General features: G+C 64.7%; 18 protein-coding genes and 2 pseudogenes. 10 read left to right on the top strand and 10 right to left on the bottom strand.

Translation table 11 applies throughout. From position 1 onward, the window contains the following. Positions 1–74 precede the first annotated feature (74 nt). From AMD14_RS02345 to AMD14_RS02320, 6 genes are all read right to left on the bottom strand, one after another. Positions 75–1,556 carry a benzaldehyde dehydrogenase gene (locus AMD14_RS02345; RefSeq protein ID WP_011050263.1) on the bottom strand — a complete coding sequence of 494 codons (1,482 nt, stop codon included), beginning with the start codon at positions 1,554–1,556 and terminating at the stop codon, positions 75–77. A gap of 31 nt (positions 1,557–1,587) precedes the next feature. Next, positions 1,588–2,355 (bottom strand): coniferyl-alcohol dehydrogenase, encoded by a 768-nt coding sequence (locus AMD14_RS02340; RefSeq protein ID WP_011050262.1) that lies wholly within the window; start codon positions 2,353–2,355, stop codon positions 1,588–1,590. Positions 2,356–2,388: 33 nt separating this feature from the next. Beyond that, a complete protein-coding gene (locus AMD14_RS02335) occupies positions 2,389–3,381 on the bottom strand; it encodes a SphA family protein (protein ID WP_003485648.1) in 993 nt (330 codons plus the stop codon). A gap of 167 nt (positions 3,382–3,548) precedes the next feature. Beyond that, the gene (locus AMD14_RS02330) at positions 3,549–4,079 is read right to left on the bottom strand and encodes a MarR family winged helix-turn-helix transcriptional regulator (protein ID WP_015462784.1); all 531 of its coding nucleotides are present in this window, start codon (positions 4,077–4,079) and stop codon (positions 3,549–3,551) included. 442 nt (positions 4,080–4,521) lie between these two features. Continuing rightward, positions 4,522–5,781, bottom strand: coding sequence for an HD-GYP domain-containing protein (locus AMD14_RS02325; RefSeq protein ID WP_003485645.1), 1,260 nt, complete (start codon positions 5,779–5,781; stop codon positions 4,522–4,524). A 149-nt stretch (positions 5,782–5,930) separates the two neighbouring features. Next, positions 5,931–7,241: an MFS transporter gene (locus AMD14_RS02320; protein WP_011050261.1), complete on the bottom strand. Its 1,311-nt coding sequence runs from the start codon at positions 7,239–7,241 to the stop codon at positions 5,931–5,933. Between the two features lie 241 nt (positions 7,242–7,482). On the opposite strand from AMD14_RS02320, the pseudogene AMD14_RS24950 reads away from it, so the two are divergent. Then, positions 7,483–7,709: pseudogene (locus tag AMD14_RS24950) on the top strand (hypothetical protein). Then, on the top strand, positions 7,706–8,251 hold the full coding sequence (locus AMD14_RS02310; RefSeq protein WP_011050260.1) for a gamma carbonic anhydrase family protein: 546 nt from the start codon (positions 7,706–7,708) through the stop codon (positions 8,249–8,251). Before AMD14_RS24950 ends, AMD14_RS02310 begins: the two are co-directional and overlap by 4 nt. Before the next feature lie 57 nt (positions 8,252–8,308). On the opposite strand, the gene AMD14_RS02305 is transcribed toward AMD14_RS02310, so the two are convergent. Together AMD14_RS02305 and AMD14_RS02295 are read right to left on the bottom strand one after the other, a co-directional pair. Further along, positions 8,309–8,506 (bottom strand): proteinase inhibitor, encoded by a 198-nt coding sequence (locus AMD14_RS02305; RefSeq protein ID WP_230598902.1) that lies wholly within the window; start codon positions 8,504–8,506, stop codon positions 8,309–8,311. 117 nt (positions 8,507–8,623) lie between these two features. Then, a complete protein-coding gene (locus AMD14_RS02295; protein ID WP_011050258.1) occupies positions 8,624–9,985 on the bottom strand; it encodes a glycoside hydrolase family 5 protein in 1,362 nt (453 codons plus the stop codon). Between the two features lie 384 nt (positions 9,986–10,369). Between AMD14_RS02295 and ilvD the strand changes: the two genes are divergently transcribed. Further along, a complete protein-coding gene (gene ilvD / locus AMD14_RS02290; RefSeq protein ID WP_011050257.1) occupies positions 10,370–12,208 on the top strand; it encodes a dihydroxy-acid dehydratase in 1,839 nt (612 codons plus the stop codon). Positions 12,209–12,513: 305 nt separating this feature from the next. Here ilvD and AMD14_RS02285 read toward each other — a convergent pair. After that, positions 12,514–12,876: pseudogene (locus AMD14_RS02285) on the bottom strand (phage integrase N-terminal SAM-like domain-containing protein); the annotation flags it as partial. A 280-nt stretch (positions 12,877–13,156) separates the two neighbouring features. On the opposite strand from AMD14_RS02285, the gene AMD14_RS02275 reads away from it, so the two are divergent. The 4 genes from AMD14_RS02275 (at position 13,157) to AMD14_RS02255 (ending at position 15,665) form a co-directional block, all read left to right on the top strand. Continuing rightward, positions 13,157–14,301, top strand: a protein-coding gene (locus AMD14_RS02275; protein WP_087943921.1) for an IS3-like element ISXac3 family transposase whose coding sequence is annotated in 2 segments (ribosomal slippage) — positions 13,157–13,394 and positions 13,394–14,301 — 1,146 coding nt in all. Because the reading frame shifts where the segments join, the coding sequence is not laid out codon by codon here. Beyond that, positions 14,302–14,595: an SRPBCC family protein gene (locus AMD14_RS02270; RefSeq protein ID WP_015462780.1), complete on the top strand. Its 294-nt coding sequence runs from the start codon at positions 14,302–14,304 to the stop codon at positions 14,593–14,595. Positions 14,596–14,697: 102 nt separating this feature from the next. Next, positions 14,698–14,946 (top strand): hypothetical protein, encoded by a 249-nt coding sequence (locus AMD14_RS02265; RefSeq protein ID WP_005915237.1) that lies wholly within the window; start codon positions 14,698–14,700, stop codon positions 14,944–14,946. A 443-nt stretch (positions 14,947–15,389) separates the two neighbouring features. Continuing rightward, positions 15,390–15,665 (top strand): hypothetical protein, encoded by a 276-nt coding sequence (locus AMD14_RS02255; protein WP_015462779.1) that lies wholly within the window; start codon positions 15,390–15,392, stop codon positions 15,663–15,665. A gap of 187 nt (positions 15,666–15,852) precedes the next feature. Here the strand turns inward: AMD14_RS02255 and AMD14_RS02250 are convergent, their stop codons facing one another. Next, a complete protein-coding gene (locus AMD14_RS02250) occupies positions 15,853–16,284 on the bottom strand; it encodes a winged helix-turn-helix transcriptional regulator (protein WP_003488983.1) in 432 nt (143 codons plus the stop codon). Between the two features lie 136 nt (positions 16,285–16,420). Here AMD14_RS02250 and AMD14_RS02245 point away from each other — a divergent pair, with 136 nt between their 5' ends. From AMD14_RS02245 to kdgT, 3 genes are all read left to right on the top strand, one after another. Further along, positions 16,421–17,299 carry an SDR family oxidoreductase gene (locus AMD14_RS02245; RefSeq protein ID WP_011050255.1) on the top strand — a complete coding sequence of 293 codons (879 nt, stop codon included), beginning with the start codon at positions 16,421–16,423 and terminating at the stop codon, positions 17,297–17,299. A gap of 825 nt (positions 17,300–18,124) precedes the next feature. Next, a complete protein-coding gene (locus AMD14_RS02240) occupies positions 18,125–19,582 on the top strand; it encodes an OprO/OprP family phosphate-selective porin (RefSeq protein ID WP_003488991.1) in 1,458 nt (485 codons plus the stop codon). Positions 19,583–19,735: 153 nt separating this feature from the next. Further along, entirely contained in the window at positions 19,736–20,692 is a 957-nt protein-coding gene (gene kdgT, locus AMD14_RS02235) for a 2-keto-3-deoxygluconate transporter (RefSeq protein WP_005915223.1), read from the top strand. The last annotated feature ends 23 nt before the right edge of the window (positions 20,693–20,715 follow it).

The raw sequence follows: 20,715 nt of genomic DNA, 5'->3' as shown, positions 1-20,715 counted from the left end.
TAGGCTCAGCACATACCGTCATCCTGCAACGATGGAGAGGCAGAGCCAGCCACTCCATCACCAAGCCATTGCGATCAGAACGGATACTGCGGCACTTCGTTCTTGATCGTCAGCCATTGCCAATGCGTGTACTGCTCCCAATCGGCGGGGCCGCCGACGCTGGTGCCGTTGCCCGACGCACCGGTGCCGCCGAATGGATTGACGACCTCGTCGGCCACCGTCTGGTCGTTGATATGCAGCAGGCCGGTGTGCAACTTCTCGCCCAGGGCCAGCGCCCGCGAGACCGATGCCGACAGAATGCCTGCCGCCAGCCCGTACTCGCCCTGGTTGGCCAACTCGGCAGCTTCATCATCGGTGTCGAACACGGTGATGTTGATCACCGGGCCGAACACTTCTTCGTCGAACGCGCGCATGCCAGGGCGGACGTTGGACAACACGGTTGGCGCATAGAACAGGCCTTCATGGGTGGCGCCGGCCTCCACGACCGCGCCGGCTGCGACGCTATCGTTGACGATGTCGACGACGCGCTGCAGCTGGCGTTGATCGATGATCGGACCCAGTGCCACGGTGCCGCTGACCGGGTCGCCCACCGGCAAATGGCGCGCTTTTTCGGCCAGTTGCTGGGTCAGTGCCTGCGCCACACTGCGGTGCACCAGGACACGCCCGGTCGCCATGCAGATCTGGCCCTGGTGCATGTAGGCACCGAACGCGACAGCCGAGGCAGCCTTATCCAGATCCGCGTCGTCAAGCACGATCACCGCGTTGTTGCCACCCAGTTCCAGCGAGACTTTCTTCAGATGGCGTCCGGCGATTTCGCCGATGCAGCGGCCGGCGGCCGTGGAGCCGGTGAACGCAATCATCGGGACATCCGGCGATTCCACCAGCGCCTGGCCAAGCTGCGCATCGCCGTGCAACACGTGCAGCAGACCTTTCGGCAGACCGGCTTGTTCCAGCACCTGCGCGATGATCACGCCACCGGTGTAGGGAGTACGCGGGTCCGGCTTGAGGATCACCGCATTGCCCATCGCCAGCGCCGGCGCCACCGAGCGCAGCGACAGAATCAAGGGAAAATTGAACGGCGAAATCACCCCAATCACGCCCAACGGCAGGCGGCGCGCAAGGCTGAGTTGACCAGCTGATGTCGGCAACATCTGGCCGCTGGCCTGCAACGGCATTGCGGCAGCCTGCTGGTAGAACACCACCGATTCGTCCACCTCGCGCTGCGCCTTGGGCAGGATGCCGCCGGTTTCGCGCGCAATCAGCAACGCGGCTTCGGCACTGCGCGCCTGCATCGCCTGCGCAGCACGATGAAAGACGGCCGCGCGCTCGCGCGGCGGCGTTGCGGACCAGGCACGCTGTGCCTGCTTGGCCTGTGCGATGGCAGCGGCGAGATCGGACAGGTCGGCCTTGCCGACTTCATGCAGCAAGGCGCCGGTTGCCGGCTCGTGGATGGGCAGGCTGCCACCACGACCGGGAACCCAGTCGCCATTGAAGATGCAGCCATGCCACGCGGGCGTGTCGGTCGCAGCGGCTGTTGCGCTGGTAAGAGCATTCATGGTCTAGCCTCCTGCTAAAAACGTGTGGGGATTACAGCGTTGTGGAAGCCAGCCCGCCATCGATCGGCAGGGTGATGCCGTTGATCCAGCGAGCTGCGTCGGATGCGAGAAACACGATGCCCTCGGCCACTTCATCGGCATACGCCGGGCGGGTCATGCGCTTGGCGTCTGCCTTGACGCGTTCCTCGCCGAGCATGGCAGCAAAATCGCCCAGGATTGGGGTAAACACCGGGCCCGGAGATACGTTGTTCACGCGCACGCCGTGGTCGGCGAACCAGGGCCGCGATTGCAGCAAGGTCCACACGATCAAGGCCTCTTTGAAGTATTGGTAGCAGGTGTCGTGCGCCACCGGATGCGCCGCCAGCCACGCGCTGCCGCTTTCGAAGCTGTCGGTTGCCGCCAGCTGCTTGTGCAGGTCCAGACGCTGCGGCCATTCGGCGCCCAGGATCGAGGCCACATTGATGATGGAACCGCCCGACACGATGCGCGGCAGCAGCCCCTGGGTCAGATGGCGCAAGCCCAGATAGTTCACTCGCGCCACCACATCCAGCGGCGCGGTGCCGGGCACGCCGGCAATATTCGCCAACGCATCGATCTGGTTCGGCAACGCCTTCACCAGGGCATCGATGGACGCCGGGTCGCCAAGATCGGCCTGATGAAAGCCGTGCAGGGTCATCTGCACGGGCGTGCGATCGACCCCGATCACCTTGGCGCCATGAAACCGTGCCAGCCGTGCGACCTCCGCGCCAATGCCCGACGCCACGCCGGTCACCACGATCGTCTTGTTCTGCAAATTCATCGCCATCCTCCAAAGGAGCCAGCCGTGCCGGCGCTAGAACACATGGACATACTCGAAATTGACGTTGTTGCCGGACGCGGCATTCCTGACCTCCACCGGTAGATAGACGTTGGCGAACAGGATGTTTTTCGCATCAAAGCGCCACACGCCACCCGGCCCTGCATAGAACGCGCGCTGACGGCTGTCCGGCACGCGCTGGTCGTTGGTGCGGTTGTCGCGGAACTGGGTCAGGTAATAGGCATTGATGCCCAGCCGCAGCTTCGGTGCCACTTCCCAGGAGGTGGCGAAATTGATCCATCCCGCATCGCCTGCCTGACCATTGCGGAAGTCGAAGCCTGGCGGCAAATTCGGACGGCGCTCGCTGCGAAAGTTGTAGATGTAGTTGATGCGTGCGCTGACTTCCCAATTGGGCGTGGGCAGTACCGTGAATGCGTAGCTTGGAATGAGCGACCAATAACCGGAGCTCTGGTTGAGATCGCGATTGCCGTCGTACTTGCCAATCGGTGCCACGGCGTCGAATTCGAACCGCTGCGAGAACACCGGTCGCCCGTTTCGTATCAAAGGTGGCATTTGCAGATACGGTCCGAACGTCACATCACCCACGCCGGCGCCATTGTCGCGCAGCGTGGCAATGCTGTTGCGGCCGAAAGAGGCATCCAGATTGACCAGCGGCACCAGCGCAGTGATGCCGAGCGAGCCGCCGAATACCTGATAGGGCGTGACGTAAGCGAACTGGGTCAGCAACACGGTGGAATCGATCCGCGGATTGTCGAACACCGGGATATCGTTGCCACGTGCGTCCTTGATGGCATCCAGCGCGTTGTGCCGCAGATAGGTGACGACCGCCAAGCCGGGCGTGGTGCTGGTGAAGCCATCCAGGAAACTGGTGCCCCCGGTGTTGATGCCATTGGTCAGCGCCGCGCTCTGTGGCGCACTTTGCGCAGGCGCCGCGCCCGCTGCCAGGCCTGCCGCCAGGCAGAGCAACGCGCGCAGCCGCCAGCCTGCTGCCACACCCGCGCCACGCATCACCGATGATCGAATCACTGCAGGGATCTCCAGCGTTGGAAAGGAACAGCGGTGCGTGCCACATCACAAACGTCAGGCAAGCGCGCGCCCCGCGCTACGCACAGCACGTGCAGTGGAAACGTTCGTTGAGAATCGCTGCCGGGCGGCGGGCCGCCGACGGAGGCGGGTTACGGCGTGTCCAGACGGTCCAGACGGTCCAGGGCGCGCAACAACGGGGCTTCGCTGGAACCGAGTACGGCACTGAGTTGCTGTTCCATGCGCAGTACTTCGGCCTCGGCGGCGGCCAGGAGCGCGGCACCGGCCGCGGTGAGCGAAAGGTGCTGCATGCGCCGGTCCTGCCGACCACGCACCTGCCGCAGCAAGCGACGCTTGACCAGCCTGGCCACCACGATCGCCAGATTCGGCGGCGACACGTGCAGCACATCGCCGATCTGGCGCTGGTTGATGCCCGGGTTGCCATCCACCAGCATCAGCAGCGAGAAGTCGACCGGCTTGAGGTCGAACGCGGCCACGCACTCCTGGAACATCCGCCGCACCATCAATTCGGTGCGGGTGATGCGATACCCCAGCAACCGCAGCAGCCGCGCCTGATCCACCGTGGTGACGGCATCGGGCAAGGGCGTAGCAAGGGCGGTGACGGGCATGGCGGTTCTCGCGACGAAGGCAGCGGGCGGACCGGTACGCGCAAAGCGCCGCATCCGCAACGCCGATCCACGGCGTGCATCGCATTGTAGACGCCACCGGGCCCGCCGATGTGGACAGGCCCTCTGCTGGTGCACGGGCGGTGGGTGTGTCAGCCACACCACCGTGCCACGCACCCAGCTTGCAACGGCGGGCCAGCGCTGCGGCTGATGGGGGGCGGCGGTGATCCGGGCAAGGCTGAGACATGATTCCGGTCGGCAAGTGATTGCGTTCCAGAATAGTTATTGATCATAACTACCTTGCCAAGCTGCAGCGCAGCATGGTCGCGTTCGCTAGCAGGAGCGCCCGCGGGCTTGGCGGCCGCGGGCGCGGCCAGGACCGCAAGCGCATCGCATGGGCTGGGCGCTACCTGTGCAGGTGGTGTCACGGTGATCGGCGCGCATGACGCACCGCGCGCATTGCAGCGAAGGCCATCGGCTCAACGCCTGTGCAGCCCGCTCAGGGCAGCCAGAGCTTTTCCAGATCGCGGAAGCCCCATTCGGCAGGACTTTCCATCTGCGCAATGCGGTCATGGCAGTCCGGACGCGACAGGTCGATGTCCTGCACCAACACGTGGCTGCGCAGCTTGGCCGAATAGAACACGCGCACCTTGGGCTTGAGCAGCGCATCGGGCGTCTGTTCGATGACCACCGCAAGTTTTTGCGACTCCAGCCGCACCAGCGAGCCGACCGGATAAATCCCCAGCCGGCGCACGAAGGCCTGGAACACCACAGGATCGAAATGGCCCTTCCAGGACGCCATTTGCTTGAGCGATTCGGCCGGATCCCAACCGCGTTTGTAAGGCCGGTCCGAGCTGATGGCATCGTAGACATCGCAGACCGCGCCCATCCGCGACATCAACGAAATATTCTCGCCCACCAATTGATTCGGGTAGCCGCTGCCATCCATCTTTTCGTGGTGATGCAACGCGATTTCCAGCACCACCGCGTTCTGCACGCCGCCGGCCACCAGCAGCCGATGCCCGTCCAGCGGATGCTTGCGCATGACCTCCATCTCTTCGTTGGTGAGCCGGCCGGGCTTGTTGAGAATTTCCAACGGTGTCACCGCCTTGCCCATGTCGTGCAGCAGGCCGCCCATCGCCGCTTCCACCACCTGCGATTCGGGCAGGCCGAGCTGGCGCGCCAAACCGCTCATCAGCCCGGCCACGGCCATCGAATGCAGATAGGTGTAGTCGTCGGCGGTCTTGAGCCGCGCCACGCTGATCAAGGCCTGCGGATGCCGGAGCACCGAGTCGTTGATGGCTTCCACCAGCGGCATGGCCGCTTCTGTGTCGACGGTGCGCCCCAGCCGCACATCGCGGAACATCGCCTCGACCATGTCGCGGCCGTCTTCGAAGATGCGCCGCGCGCGCACCACCTCCGCTTCGATGCCGACCTGGGCGGTCACGCTGTTGGTGCGCACGCTACGGGACGTGGCAGCAGGCTCCGGCGGTTCGGGCGCTGCCGGCGCCGGGGCAGGCGCCGGGCTCGGCGGCACGCCCGGTTCGGCGGACGCGCCAGAGGTGATGGGCGCCTCCACATCGAGCCCGCGCGCGGTGTCGATTACCAGCTGCTCGATGCGGCTGTCATGGATCTTCTCCACATCGTCGGAATCGACCAGAAACGATGTCTTCCAGAACGGATGGTGCACCCACGCGCCCAGCAGCTTGTAGACATACATGCCGGGGCGGAGTTGATCTGAGTCGATGGTTCTGAGCATGCCGGCGCTGGTCTGCACAATGTCCAGGGAAAGGCCGCCACGACTTGGCGGTCTGCGGTGTTATCGGCACACAGCACGATTTCTTTGGCGCGCGACCGGATCGACGGAAGGCCTGGAGGTGACGCCGGACGCGGCTGTGGGCGGGCCGCTCAGCGGTTGGGCAGCCGCATCCCCAGCACGGCGACGACGGCGAACAGCAACGGCACGCTGCAGGCCAGATACAACATGGCCGGCGACCATCCGGCGTCCAGCAACGCCCCGGCACAGAAGGGCGACAAAATCGCACCGAAGCGCCCCACCCCGATCGCCCAGCCCAGCGCAGTCGAGCGCACCGCAGCGTTGAAGACGATCGGCACAATGGCGTACATGCCGCCCACCGCAGCGAACATCGCTGCCCCGGTGAGCAAGGCGACGGCGAGCGCCCAGCTCAACTGCGTACTGCACAGGCCGGAGGCCAGCATCGCCAAGCCCATCAGCAACAGGGATCCGACCGTCAGGCGCGACAGCCGCACGCACGATGCCAACCCACTGAACAGCAAGCCGCCGCAGATGCCTCCAAGATTCAACAGCACCCCGCCCGTGACGCCCTCCGTGGCCGACGAGCCAGCGGTCACCAGCAGCTTCGGTGTCCAGCTGATCACGAAGTAAAACGCAAACATCAGCGAGAAAAAGCCAAGCGCGATCAGCAGCGTGTGCCGCCGCATGGCAACGTCAAACAGGGCCGAATAGCCTTGTGGCTGCGTGGCAGACTGCGGCGGTAGCGGCGGCAATGCGTCGTGCGGCGGCAGCCCCATCCGGGCCAGCACGGCGTTGAAGCGCGCGAGGGCATCAGGTGGCCGGCGCATGATCAGGAACTCCAGCGACTCGGGCAGGAATGCAAGCACCAACGGCACACACAGCAACGATGCCACCGCCCCGAGGACGAACACCGCGGGCCACGACCATTGCTGCATCAACAGTTCGGCAATCATGCCACCCAGCGTGGCACCGACCGGGTAGCCGGTCACCTGCAGCACGATGGCAGTGTTGCGCCAACGGGGGCTGGAAAACTCCCCTGCCGTGACCGCAACGCAGGCCAACATACCGCCGATCCCCAGACCGGTCAGGAGCCGCAGCGCCCCGAGCTGCCATGCAGTGCTGGCCAGTGCGGACATGCCCATGCCGATGGTCAGGATCGCCAGACATGCCAGCGTCAGCGCGCGACGGCCGATGCGGTCTGCCAACGGCGCCAACCCCAGTGCGCCAAGCGCCATGCCGATCAGGCCCGCGCTGAACAGCATGCCCAGCAGCTTGCCCGACAGCTGCCAATCCGCCGACACGTGCGGTGCGGTGAACGCCATCGCCATCACATCGAAGCCGTCGAGCATCGTCAGCAACACGCACACCGCCACGGCCCTCCACTGAAACGGTGTCATGCGCTCCAGCACGAAGTGCCCAAACGATGCAGTGTGCTGACGCATTGGCATGCCCTGTAGTGCGAGAAAGGATAGGCCCGAAGGCGCTGCAGTCGCGTTGAACGGCGCAGTGTGCAAGGCCGGCTGCGCGGCGGGGCAGCGATGCGTGCAATCACCGATGCGCAGTCGGTCGCGACCGACTGCACACGCTAGCCGATTGCACACCCGGTTCAAGACGAATGACCGCAGCGCTGTGCGCTTATCGGAAATGCGCCAACGCGCTTGGCCAGCGCTGCGATGTCCTCGGATGCATCGCGTGACGTGCTGTCCGCGGCTTTTGGAATATCCGCCGGCACGACACAATCCATTGGACGTTGCCCCACCCGGCCACGTCTGCCAACGACCTCGCACGTATTGCATCCGGGTGTTCGTTGCTTCAGCGCATTGCCGCTGCCGCAGCGGCAACCGCAGCGCAGGTATCATCCGCAGCGTGTCCGCAGTGGGCGGCACGCTGACCTGACGGAGATGCCGTGACACCGATTCGCTCCTTCCTGGACCACACCCCGCAGCTGGGTGCCCGCGTTTACGTCGATCCTGCCTGCACCATCATCGGCAAGGTGAGCCTGGGCGATGACGTCTCGATCTGGCCGGGCACCGTGATTCGCGGGGACGTCAATCATGTGCAGATCGGCGCGCGCACCAACGTGCAGGACGGCACCATCATTCACGTCAGCCACCACAGCCCGTTCAACAAGGCCGGCTACCCCACCGTGATCGGCGAGGACGTCACCGTCGGCCACGGCACCATCCTGCATGCCTGCACCATCGAAGACCTGTGCCTGATCGGCATGGGCGCCTGCGTGCTCGATGGCGCCACCGTCAGGCGCTATGGCTTCGTCGGTGCCGGTGCGGTGGTCGGCCCGGGCAAGGTGGTCGGCGAAGCCGAGTTGTGGCTGGGCAATCCTGCACGTTTGGCGCGCACGCTCAGCGACAAGGAAATCGAAAGCCTGCATTACTCCGCGCAACATTACGTGCGGCTCAAGGACCAATACCTGGGCGCCTCACCCGCCAGCTGAGCCGCAGCACCGGCGCACCTGTCTGGCGCGGGCGCGACGGTACCGGGGTGCGCGCGGCTACGGCCGCGTGGCGTGCTCCAGTGCCGTCAACGTGGCCAGCGCCTGCGCGCGCGAAGCACCGCACATGTCCGGGGACGGACGCAGGCTGGTGCAGACCGCTGGCCGCGTCGGCAGGCCGAACAGGCGGCAGCGGCCCTGCCCGTCCAGTTGCACGCATGGCACTCCCGCCGGCTTGCCATGCGGCATGCCGGGAATGGCCGAACTGATGGATGGGGCGATACAGCAGGCCGCGCAGCCAGCGCGGCAGGGGATGTCCATGTGCATGCCGCAGTGTAAGCCGCCGCCACCTCCCGGCAGCGGCGGCGCTGCCGGCTAGCGGGGCGGAATGTAGCTGGACAGGCGCACGTCGAAGAACGCCTGTACGGCGGCGAGATTGGCCTTGGCCTGGATGTCCGCACCCACGTCGCGGCTCATGCCAAGCACGTCGTCGTCCGGCCACCCGGGGCCGAAGCACCATTGCGTGCTGGGAATGTTGTAGGCCTGCAGATGCGCCAGCATGCGCGTGGTGGCGATCTCCGCGCTGCGATTGCCGGCCGGATAGCCGTGCTCGCCGAGATAACCGCGCTTGCCGGCCTGCTGCAGCGCTTCGATAAACGGGCTGACCATGTTGATGCCGGTATCCGGCTGGATCACCTCGTTGCGCCCACCGGGGCCAATCCAGTTGCCGCCCCCGCTGCCGTTGTTGTCGAGATAGTTGTGCGCCTCGTACACGATGCGATCGTACGGGTCCGGGATGTCGAACAGGTCCATCGAATCGTCCTGCCAGCGCCGGGCGCTGGCATAGCCGTTGCCGCACACGAAAACGAAATGGTTTCGATCGCGGTCGATGATGGTCTTGGAGCAGGCGGTGGCGGTCTTCTGCCAATGTGCGGCCATCGACAGCACCGTGCCATCCGCATTGCGCTCGGCGCCCTGGTACGGCTCGTTCATGACGCCCCAGCCGAACACCGCCGGATGCTGCTTGAACCGGTTGACGATACGCGCCCACAGATCCGGCAGGCCGGCGTCGTTGTAGAGCGTGCACCCCGGCGTTCCGATCACCCGGTATTCGTAGAGCTTGAGCAGCTGGTCGCGACCGTCCAGATAGCCCACGTAATTGAAGTTGCGCAGCGGATAGGTGTCGGCCCACAGCTCGGCCGCCGCCAGATCGCCCACACGAATGCCGCGCGCATCGACGACTGCACCGCTGGCGTCGCGCCGGTATCCGCTCTTGGCCGCCACCCGCTGCGGCAGCCGCATGTAATCGTGCAGCTCCACGATGGCGCGCTTGCCGCGCGCTGCGATATTGTCCAACGCGTCCTGCACCTGCTTGCAGTAGCTCTCGTTCAACGGCGCGCCCTGCCCACGCGTGAAGCGCGCGGCGGTGGTCGGCAGACGGAAGAGCGGGCAGCTTCCTGCCGCGGCCACATGCTGGGCAGTGATGGCGCGGTAATGCGTGCCGATCTCGGCGTTTTCCACATAACTATTGGAGGCCAAACCGGACAGGTTGAGGCCAGCGAACGGCAGGCTGGCGCTTTGCGCGGCTGCGCGGCCTGCCCAGCCGGCAGTGGCCACGACCGCGGCGCCGGCCGCCCCTTGCAGGACGCGACGGCGGGTGATGCCGCCGGCGACCGGTGGCGTGGTGGAGTGGGGCGGTGCCGCTGGTGCACGGCGTGGAGATGGATGGTCGGACATAGGGGCGCCTCCTGCGGTGCCGTTGGAAAGATCCTCGTCGGCGCAGCTCCCCTCGGCCGCACCGACCCCTCTCGATAGTGGCCGCGCCCCAGCGCCCGGATCTGCGCGCCGGTTCGCACTCCTGCCACTGCATGCCCGGGCGCATACGTTTACATCGCATTACATGACAGGCCAACGGCGCTGCGCAGGTGCGGGCCCATGAGCCGATGGCGCCGGAGCGGCAACTGCGCGGCATGCCGGCAACGCCCGCCGCTGCACTGCGAGTGCACGCCGGCGTGCGTGCTAACGTGCGGACCCTGCGCGTGCGGTGACGGTTGCAGCAGCAACAGTCACGACGCGCTCTAATTGCCAGCCACCGCTCGCCAATCAGCCGTCGAATTCGCCATGCCCGAGTACCGTTCCAAAACCTCCACCCACGGCCGCAACATGGCCGGCGCCCGCGCCCTGTGGCGTGCCACCGGCATGCGCGATGGCGACTTCCACAAGCCCATCATCGCCATCGCCAACTCGTTCACGCAGTTCGTGCCCGGGCATGTACACCTGAAGGATCTTGGCCAGCTGGTCGCGCGCGAGATCGAACGCGTCGGCGGCGTGGCCAAAGAGTTCGACACCATCGCCGTGGACGACGGCATCGCGATGGGCCATGACGGCATGCTGTATTCGCTGCCCAGCCGCGAGATCATCGCCGACTCGGTCGAATACATGGTCAACGCGCATTGCGCCGACGCGCTGGTGTGCATCTCCAACTGCGACAAGATCACCCCCGGCATGTTGATGGCCGCGCTGCGGCTCAATATCCCCACCGTGTTCGTCTCCGGCGGCCCGATGGAAGCCGGCAAGACCAAGCTGGCCGAGCACAAGCTCGACCTGATCGATGCGATGGTGATTGCCGCCGACGACAGCGCCTCCGACGAAAAAGTGGCCGAGTTCGAACGCAGCGCCTGCCCCACCTGCGGCTCGTGCTCGGGCATGTTCACCGCCAACTCGATGAACTGCCTGACCGAAGCGCTGGGCCTGTCGCTGCCGGGCAACGGCACCGTGGTCGCCACGCACGCGGACCGCGAGCAACTGTTTCTGCGCGCCGGACGCGTGGCGGTGGAACTGTGTCACCGCTGGTACGGCGGCGAAGATCCCACCGCCCTGCCGCGCGGCATCGCCACCTTCGAAGCCTTCGAAAATGCGATGACCCTGGACATCGCCATGGGTGGCTCGACCAATACCATCCTGCACCTGCTCGCCGCCGCGCAGGAAGGCGAGGTTGCCTTCGGCATGCAGGATATCGACCGCTTGTCCAAGCGCGTGCCGCAACTGTGCAAGGTCGCACCGAATACGCCCAAGTACCACATCGAAGATGTGCATCGCGCCGGCGGCATCATGGCCATTCTCGGTGAACTCGCACGCGGCGGCCTGCTGCATACCAACGCCGCCACCGTGCACGCACGCACGCTGGCCGATGCCATCGCGCAATGGGATGTCACCCAGACCGACGATGAAAACGTACACACGTTCTACAAAGCCGGCCCGGCCGGCATTCCCACGCAGATCGCCTTCAGCCAGGCAACGCGTTGGGACAGCCTGGATACCGACCGCAGCGACGGCTGCATCCGCGATGTCGCACATGCGTTCTCGCAGGAAGGCGGCCTGGCCGTGCTGTACGGCAATATCGCCCGCGACGGCTGCGTGGTGAAGACTGCAGGCGTGGACGAATCCATCCACGTGTTCGAAGGCACTGCCCGCGTGTTCGAGAGCCAGGATGCTGCTGTGAAAGGCATCCTCGCCGATGAGGTGGTCGCAGGTGATGTGGTGGTCATCCGCTACGAAGGCCCCAAGGGCGGCCCCGGCATGCAGGAAATGCTCTACCCCACCAGCTATCTCAAATCCAAGGGCCTGGGCAAACAATGCGCCCTGCTCACCGACGGCCGCTTCTCCGGCGGCACCTCGGGGTTATCGATTGGTCACGCATCGCCGGAAGCCGCCGCAGGCGGCGCGATCGGCCTGGTGCGCGAAGGCGACAGGATCCTGATCGACATTCCCAATCGTTCGATCAACCTGCTGATTTCGGACGAGGAACTCGCGCTTCGTCGCGCCGAGCAGGACGCCAAGGGCTGGAAGCCGGTGGAGGTGCGCCCACGCAAGGTCACCACCGCGTTGAAGGCGTATGCGTTGCTGGCGACCAGTGCGGACAAGGGTGCGGTCCGGGATAAGGCGCTGCTGGACGGTTAGTGCCAGCGATCGCGGCGTGGTGAGCTGGCTTCTTGTGGTAAGCGCAATGCGACGCATCGGTGGGCCATGCTGATGCAACGCAGTTATCGCCGCTTGCTTGCAGTCAGCCGCTGGGTCGCTGCAAGCCAGTGCGGCGATTGGCCGTCGTCATCGCGTGCTCTGGTTATTCAGAGCACGCGATGTCGATATCGATAACGTGGTGGCAAGCGTTCTATCACTGCATCGCTCGCCCCGCATGTTCCGCGTCACTATCAAGACGGCTGAGCCCGTCCAGCGGACCACATACCGCAGATGCTCGCGTCCCAGCCATCGCGCACTGCAATTTCGCCGCGAACTATGTCCATCGCCTTGCTCCGCAAGCGCAGGCATTCCAGCAACCGCATCCCGCTGCCATACAGCAGCCCTGCCACCAGCCGACAATTCCCCTCCAGCATCGACAGCAAGCGCGCGACCTCCTGCGTGCCGGCCGACACCTGGCCCCGCGCCGCCAATTTGGTGAGAAACGCCTCGCCCTCTACTTGTCCCATCTGTCCTGGATGCCGTTGGCCACTTGCCAGAATGAAGCGTCGGATCCAGCTTACATACGCCTGCTCAGTCCGCAGACTGTAATGGCGAAGCCGCAGCCGACCACGGACCTGATCCAGCAGCTTCGGAGTCGGAGGCGTCATTACGCCTGCATCGTCACGGGTGTACGCATGTGCTTGCTCAAACGCTGGATAACGCAAGCAGCATCGACGCCAACACCATCGGTTGCCATCCACAAGTCATTGTTATGGGATAGGAATTCCCCCTTTCCAGACCTCTGGCCTTAGTCGATACTTTGGCGCGACACCGCTTTTAGGCGGTCCAATAGTAGTTATCCCTCATGAGCAGTGAACCGACGGCTGATACGCCCAGGATTTCCTAGACATCTCAAGGCCATGGAAAATGGCTGATTCGGAGGTGTCCATGAGCAGTAAGCGGTATACGGATGAGTTCAAGATCGAGGCGGTCCGGCAAGTGACCGATCGTGGGTTCAAGGTGGCAGAGGTCGCCGAGCGACTGGGTGTCACCACGCACAGCCTGTACGCTTGGCTGCGCAAGTTCGGCAAGCCCGGCGTAGTACAGCGCGCTGAGGCGGACCAGAGCGCCGAAGTCCGGCGGCTGAAGATCGAGTTGCGCCGGGTGACGGAGGAGCGCGACATCCTAAAAAAGGCCGCCGCGTACTTTGCCAAGGGGTAAAGGCAAAGTACCTCTTCATGCAAGTCCACCGCGAAGAATTCAGGGTGTGCGCGATGTGCCGGGTTTTGCGGGTGAACCGGGCTGGATACTACGCGTGGCTAAAGTCGCCCGACAGTGAACGCGCCAAGGAAGACGAACGCCTGCTGGGGCTGATCAAGCACCACTGGTTGGCCAGCGGCAGTGTCTATGGGCATCGCAAGATTGCCAAGGATCTACGCGATCTGGGTGAGCGTTGCAGTCGCCATCGGGTGCATCGATTGATGCGCACCGAGGGACTGCGTGCCCAGGTGGGCTATGGCCGCAAGCCGCGCTTCCATGGCGGAACGCCGTGCAAGGCGGCAGCCAACCTGCTGGATCGACAGTTCGACGTGACCGAGCCGGACACGGCCTGGGCGAGCGACTTCACCTTCATCCGTACGCATGAAGGCTGGATGTACCTGGCTGTGGTGATCGATCTGTTTTCCAGGCAGGTCGTCGGCTGGGCGATGCGCGATCGAGCCGATACCGAGTTGGTCGTGCAGGCCTTGCTGTCGGCGGTGTGGCGGCGCAAACCCAGCGCTGGTTGCCTGGTTCATTCGGACCAGGGGTCTGTCTACACCAGCGATGACTGGCGCAGTTTCCTGGCGTCCCATGGCTTGGTGTGCAGCATGAGTCGGCGTGGCAACTGCCATGACAACGCACCGGTGGAGAGCTTCTTTGGTCTGCTCAAACGCGAGCGGATCAGGCGGCGGATCTACCCCACCAAGGACGCCGCACGCGCCGAGGTGTTCGACTACATCGAGATGTTCTACAACCCACAACGCCGTCATGGTTCAACTGGCGACCTGTCCCCTGTAGAGTTTGAACGGCGCTACGCGCAACGAGGGTCTTGAGTGTCTACGGAACCCTGGGCGTATCAAGTCTTTGAACAGAAAGGCACGGTTCTTGAGTTCTTGCCGGAGTCGCGCCTTACGTACTCGTTGTTCTTCCCGCGCCCCGATCTGCAAGACATTCCAGAGCACTACTTTTTCATGACCTATGAGCTGACCGAGCGTGACGGAAGCAGCTCTTTGCTGGTGCGCCAGGAAGACCCTCGCCCTTCCCCGCCAAATAAGTCCTCTGGCGGAGATGCTGGGCCTGATGTATTTTCCTACTTGAAAGAATTGGTCGAAGTCAAAATGCCGTGATCGTCATTTGGCCTAACAATTCACTCAGGCAGAATTTGTCTCGCAACCCGGATTCGGCGAGATGTTAGGCGGAAGCGCAGAGACGGTCGTAAAGAGAAATTTATGGAAAACTATCAGCTTGTGACATCGCCCCTCTGTCGCTCCGTTACGACCGATGGCCGTACTATTCGCTTAGAGATCTATCGCGGACCCGACACCGGCTGGACTCTTGAGGCTGTTGATGAATTCAACAACTCCACCGTCTGGGATGACCTCTTCGCAACGGACCAGGCCGCACTCGACGAGGCATTGCGCACTATTCGGGATGAGGGCATCGACTCCCTCATTGGTCCACCCAGCGGCGTCCATTAATCGGTCGGCCGCCTAATGGCTCATTCAAGCCCACGCCGCTTCACAGCGCGGCTTAACTCAGATACTAGATCCTGCAATGCGAATCTCTGAGTTCGACCTAGTTCGCGTTATCGCAAACATCCCCGACGCTCGGATAGACCATGACTTCAGCCAACGGTCTCCCCAGATCGGTGACCTTGGAGCAGTCGTTCTGGTGCATGCGGTTCAGCCAGGCCGCGAGGCCGCTTTCGCCGTCGAGTGTATCGGCTCGGAGGGCCACACCATCTGGCTAGCGGATATATTTACGTCAGAGTTAGAGCGGGCTCCACCTACTTAGGCCGGTGCCTAGAAATTCATTCAAGCCAAGCCCGCATCGCGCGCGGCTAATTCAAGCGTTAGGAGCTTCATGAGTAATACGGCAGCTTGGGGTTACGAGCGCTAGCGCGTTTTTCGGGGATCAGTGCATGGATAAGTCACAAGCAGACGCAATCGCGCAGGCCATACTTCAGCCGGATCTGGAGGCGCAAGAACAGATTCGTCGTAGGCGTGCCGCGGAAGATCAGGCCGTGGCGGACCGACGGATGGTTGCCTGGTTCTCGCTTTCCGGCTTCGTCATCGGTGCCGTTGTGGCACACCTTACTGGCTATCGCTTCACAGATGACATCATTTGGGGTGGCATCGCTGGCGGCGCGGTTGGCTGGGCTGCACTGAAGCTGTGTCGTCGCCGGCTGGCGCCCTAACAATTCATTCCACCCGACAGCACTTCACAGCGCGGCCTGACTCACGCGTCAAACCGCACATGAGAGACATGTAAGCCAGGACGCCGCGAGCGCATCTGCAGTCAGCGCCGACAGCCGAGGCGCACGCGGAAGCGCCGCTGCACCACGTCACCGCATTGGCTTGAATCGCGGTGACGCAGCGCCGCGCCTATGCCATGGCTTCGTCGGGATCCAACGCCACTGCCGCCTGCTGTGCGCGATCGAATCGCTCGCGGGCGGCGCGGATGCTGCCGTGGTTTTCGCCCGCCCAAGTGAGCAGTTGCGAGACTGGGCCGAGTAGCGCAATTCCCAGCTTGGAGAGCGCGTATTCCACGCTCGGCGGCTTGGTGGCGTAGACCTTGCGGGTGATCATGCCGTTGCGCTCAAGATTGCGCAGCGTCTGGGTCAGCATGCGCTTGGAGATGTCCGGCACGGCGCGCTGGATGGCACTGAAGCGGGATGGGCCGGGGATCAGCGTCAGCAGGATCAGCAGGGTCCACTTGTCGCCGATCTGGTCGAGCACATCGCGCACTGGGCACTTGGTGGCGTCGAAGGGTCCTTCCAGGGACGGCGGCGGCGGGAACAGGGCAATCGCATTCACGTGGGGTATCTCACGGTAACCAGGGGGAGCAAAACTGCCTCCTTGCGGAGGCCTGAGCGGCGCTGACACTATGCAGGCGATCAGTTAGGTCTAGATAGTAGACCAAATCTCTTATGCAAACCTACCGGAGCCCGTCATGACCTCTATATCCCCCCTGACTCTTGTCACCGGCGCCAGCGGGCAGTTGGGTGCGCTGGTGGTCGAAGCGCTGCTTGGCCATCTGCCTGCAAACCGCATCGTAGCAACGGCCCGGGATACCGCGTCACTTGCCGAGTTCGCAAAACGCGACATCGCGGTACGTCAGGCCGACTATGCGAACCCGCAAAGCCTGGACACGGCCTTCGCCGGCGTGGGCCGCGTGTTGCTGGTCTCGTCCAATGCGGTCGGCCAGCGCGTGCCGCAACACCGCAACGTGATCGAGGCAGCCAAGCGCGCCGGGGTGGAGCTGCTGGCGTATACGAGCATCCTGCATGCCGACACCAGCACGCTGTCGCTGGCCGCCGAGCATGTGGCCACCGAGGCGCTGCTGCGCGAGAGCGGCGTGCCGCACGCGTTGTTGCGCAATGGCTGGTACACCGAGAACTACACCGGCTCGATCGCTGCAGAGGTCGCCCACGGCGCAGTGATCGGCAGTGCGGGCGAAGGCAGGATCAGCGCCGCCACGCGCGCCGACTATGCCGCGGCCGCTGCAGCAGTGCTGGCGTCGGATGCACCGCAGGCCGGGCAGGTGTACGAGCTGGCAGGCGATACCGCTTTCACGATGGCCGAGTACGCCGCCGAGGTGGCGCAGCAGTCGGGCAAGCCGGTGGCCTATCACGACCTGCCGGAAGTCGATTACGCGGCAGCGCTGGTGCAGATCGGCCTGCCGGCCGGCTTTGCGCAGGTGCTGGCGCAGTGCTCGGCCGCTTCGCGCGACGGCGCCCTGTTCGATGATCGCCATACGCTGAGCCGGTTGATCGGTCGCCCCACCACGCCGTTGCGCGACGCGGTGGCGGCGGCGCTCGCAGCGCGCTGAGTCACGGCCGGGACCACTGCGCTGCCGAGCCGTCGGCACGCAGTGGTTCGCGCATCGTTGAGCAGGTGCGCCATGACCGCCTGGGATCACGGCGAAACCTCGTGGTGCTTCATCGATATGCGACCGGCAGCGATGGCCGGCTGGTCGGCGTGGCTGCGTGTGTCGGGATGCTCGCCAGTGCGTTGGACCAACGGCATTGGTCGAGGCGATGGGCAGTGGCGCTGCGTTAACGGCCGATCAGCAACCGTGCATCTCGGCTGGTCAACGCGTGCTGCGGTGATCGAGCCGGTGCGGCACGGGTTGCTGCCAACATCAGAGACCTGCACAGCCTGGCGCTGCGCGACGCACTCCCGGGCGCTGCAGATCGCAGCGTGACCGTGCCGACGCCGCTGCAAATTGCGTGCTTGCAAAGCTCAATGGTGGCGCAGACGCGCCGCGCTGGCGGGTCCAGCAGGTAATGGCGCGCAACCATCGACGATGCGCAACACCGAAAGCATGGGAGGGCGTGCGCGGTCTCCGTGATGCCACGACCGCACGTTCCGGATGCAGTTCTGTTCGACCACCTTCATCACATCGCGCGCAGCTGGGCTCGCCTCACGTTGGTCGCATAACTGCCATCGCCCCGACACGACGGTGACACAAGGGCGCGACAGCGAGGTTCGGCAGTGTCACCAAACTGACATCAAATCTAAATATAACTGCTGCCATTGCCGCTACGTCAGGACGACCGGCGCCTGGCAGGCGCTTCCACGCCGTGCAGCCGCCCTCTTGGCAGCACCGGATCGACGCAGCCGCCGACCCGTTTCCCTTGCACGAGCCGGACCAATGAAAAAACGCAATCTCGCCACTGTTCTGTGCGCCCTCAGCGCGACCGCCAGCGGCAGCACGCTGGCCGCCGAGCTGGAGTTGTACGTCGACCGCAAGACCAAGCAGATCTTCGCCGAGCCGGCGCCAGGTCGCGACAAGTTGGGCACCTTCGTGCAGGTGGACGAAAACGGCAAGCTGCCGGCATCGGCGATGCCGGCCGTGCCCGCACAACCGCTGCCGCCCGCGCCGGGCGCCGCCACGCCCGCGGACGCCGCCATTGCCCAGGTCGCACCTATGCCGGCGCCGGTTGCAACGCCAGCGCCGGCCAAGTCCGGCGACGCCGGCAAGAAGTGGTACGACAAACTCAGCCTGCGCGGCTACACCCAGATCCGTTACAACCAGGGCATCGGCGGCGATGCGCAGGACCTGCGCGCGCCGGGCGACCGCTTTATCGGCAACGACCAGAGCCTGGGCATCCGCCGTGCGCGCCTGGTGCTGAGTGGCGATCTCAACGAGCATGTGTCGCTGTATTTCCAGCCGGATTTTGCCAGCACGCCCACTGGCTCCACCACCTCCAACTTTGCGCAGCTGCGCGACGCCTACGCCGATATCTTCTTCGACAAGAAGCGCGAATACCGCGTGCGTGTGGGTCAATCGAAAATGCCGTACGGCTGGGAAAATCTGCAGTCCAGCCAGAACCGGCTCTCGCTGGATCGCGCCGATGCATTGAACTCCGGCCTGCGCGACGAACGCGATATCGGTGCGGTGTTCTATTACAGCCCCACCGTGGCCAAGGGCCGCTTCCAGGACTTGGTCAAGTCGGGATTGAAGGGGTCGGGCGACTACGGCGTGATCGGTGCCGGTGTGTACAACGGCCAGGGCGCCAACCGCGCCGAGCGTAACGACAGCATGCACGCGGTGGTGCACGCCACCTACCCGTTCAAGTTCGCCAACGGCCAGTATCTGGAAGTGGGCGCCGACGCCTACGCCGGCCGCTTCGTGCCGACCGCGGCAGCAGTGAATATCGGCGGCCGCAGCTTTACCCCGGCCATCACCGAGCCCAATGGCTATACCGACCAGCGCGTGGCCGCGCACATCATCTATTACCCGCAGCCGTTCGGCCTGCAGGCGGAGTGGACGGTGGGCCGTGGCCCGGAACTGGATGTGGCCCAGCGCCGCATCCGCACCCGCTCGCTGAGCGGCGGCTATGTGCAGGCCATGTTCAAGCACGACTTCAACTACGGCACCTTGCTGCCGTACCTGAAATGGCAGACCTACCGCGGCGGCTCCAAGTTCGACACCAATGCCCCGCGCATGCGTCTGGACGAAGTGGAAGCCGGTGTCGAATGGCAGCCGATGGATGCGCTGGAACTGGTGTTCGCCTATTCGAAGATGAAGCGTACCGACGTCGGCACCGCGCCGTATCCGGTCGTTGAAGGCGATTTGCTGCGCCTGCAGTTGCAGGTCAATTACTGAGCAAGGTCGGCAGCGCCGGTCATCGCTGCTGCGGCGGTCATGACCGGTGCATTCGTGTGCGGCTGCGTGCGTTCGCGCCGGGATCTGCATGCACGCAGGTGCCTGCGCGATGCTGCCAGCCCCGCGCGTGGTGACGCGCTCACTGGAACGCGTATGCGTATCAAGGCCACGGTGGAGCGGCTTCCCGGCGGGATGATGCTGGTCCCCTTGTTGCTCGGGGCGCTTTGCCACACGCTCTGGCCGCAGGCCGGCAGCACCTTGGGGTCTTTCAGCAACGGTCTGATCAGCGGCACGGTTCCGATCCTGGCGGTGTGGTTTTTCTGCATGGGAGCAACCATCCAGCTGCGCGCCTCCGGACGGGTGCTGCGCCGTTCGGGCAGCTTGGTACTGACCAAGATCGCGGTGGCCTGGCTCGTCGCAGTCCTGTGCGCACCGCTGCTTCCCATCGGCGGTGTGTCGAGCGGGCCGCTGGCCGGGCTGTCGGTCCTGGCGCTGGTGGCTGCGATGGACATGACCAACGGCGGGCTGTACGCCGCGTTGATGCAGCAATACGGCAGCAGCGAAGACGCAGGGGCAGTGGTGCTGATGTCGCTGGAATCGGGCCCGCTGATCTCCATGCTGATCCTGGGTGCCAGCGGCCTGGCCAGCTTCGAACCACAGCTGTTCGTCGGGGCGGTGCTGCCGCTGTTGCTGGGCTTTGCACTGGGCAACCTCGACGCGGAATTGCGGCAGTTCTTCGCGCAGGCGACCAAGACGCTGGTGCCTTTCTTCGGGTTCGCGCTCGGCAACACGCTGGATCTGTCGACCATCGCCCACACCGGCACAAGTGGCGTGCTGCTGGGCGTGGCGGTCGTCGTGATCACCGGGCTGCCCTTGCTGCTGGCCGACCGCTGGATCGGCGGCGGCAACGGCACCGCCGGGGTGGCCGCCTCCAGCACGGCCGGTGCCGCCGTGGCCACTCCGGCCCTGATCGCCGGCATGGCGCCGCAGTTCGCACCCGCAGCGCCGGCCGCGACGGCGCTGGTGGCCAGTGCGGTCATCGTCACCTCGTTGCTGGTGCCGCTGCTGACGGCCTTGTATGCACGCCGTGGCGATGCACGCAGCGGCTGAGAGCCGGGCTGGCGCCATGCAGC

The sequence above is a fragment of the Xanthomonas citri pv. citri genome (assembly GCF_000961215.1).
In the GTDB taxonomy this organism is placed as follows: Bacteria; Pseudomonadota; Gammaproteobacteria; order Xanthomonadales; family Xanthomonadaceae; genus Xanthomonas; species Xanthomonas cissicola.
The sequence above is the reverse complement of the archived record's forward strand: the minus strand, read 5'-3'. Positions and strand labels throughout refer to the sequence as shown.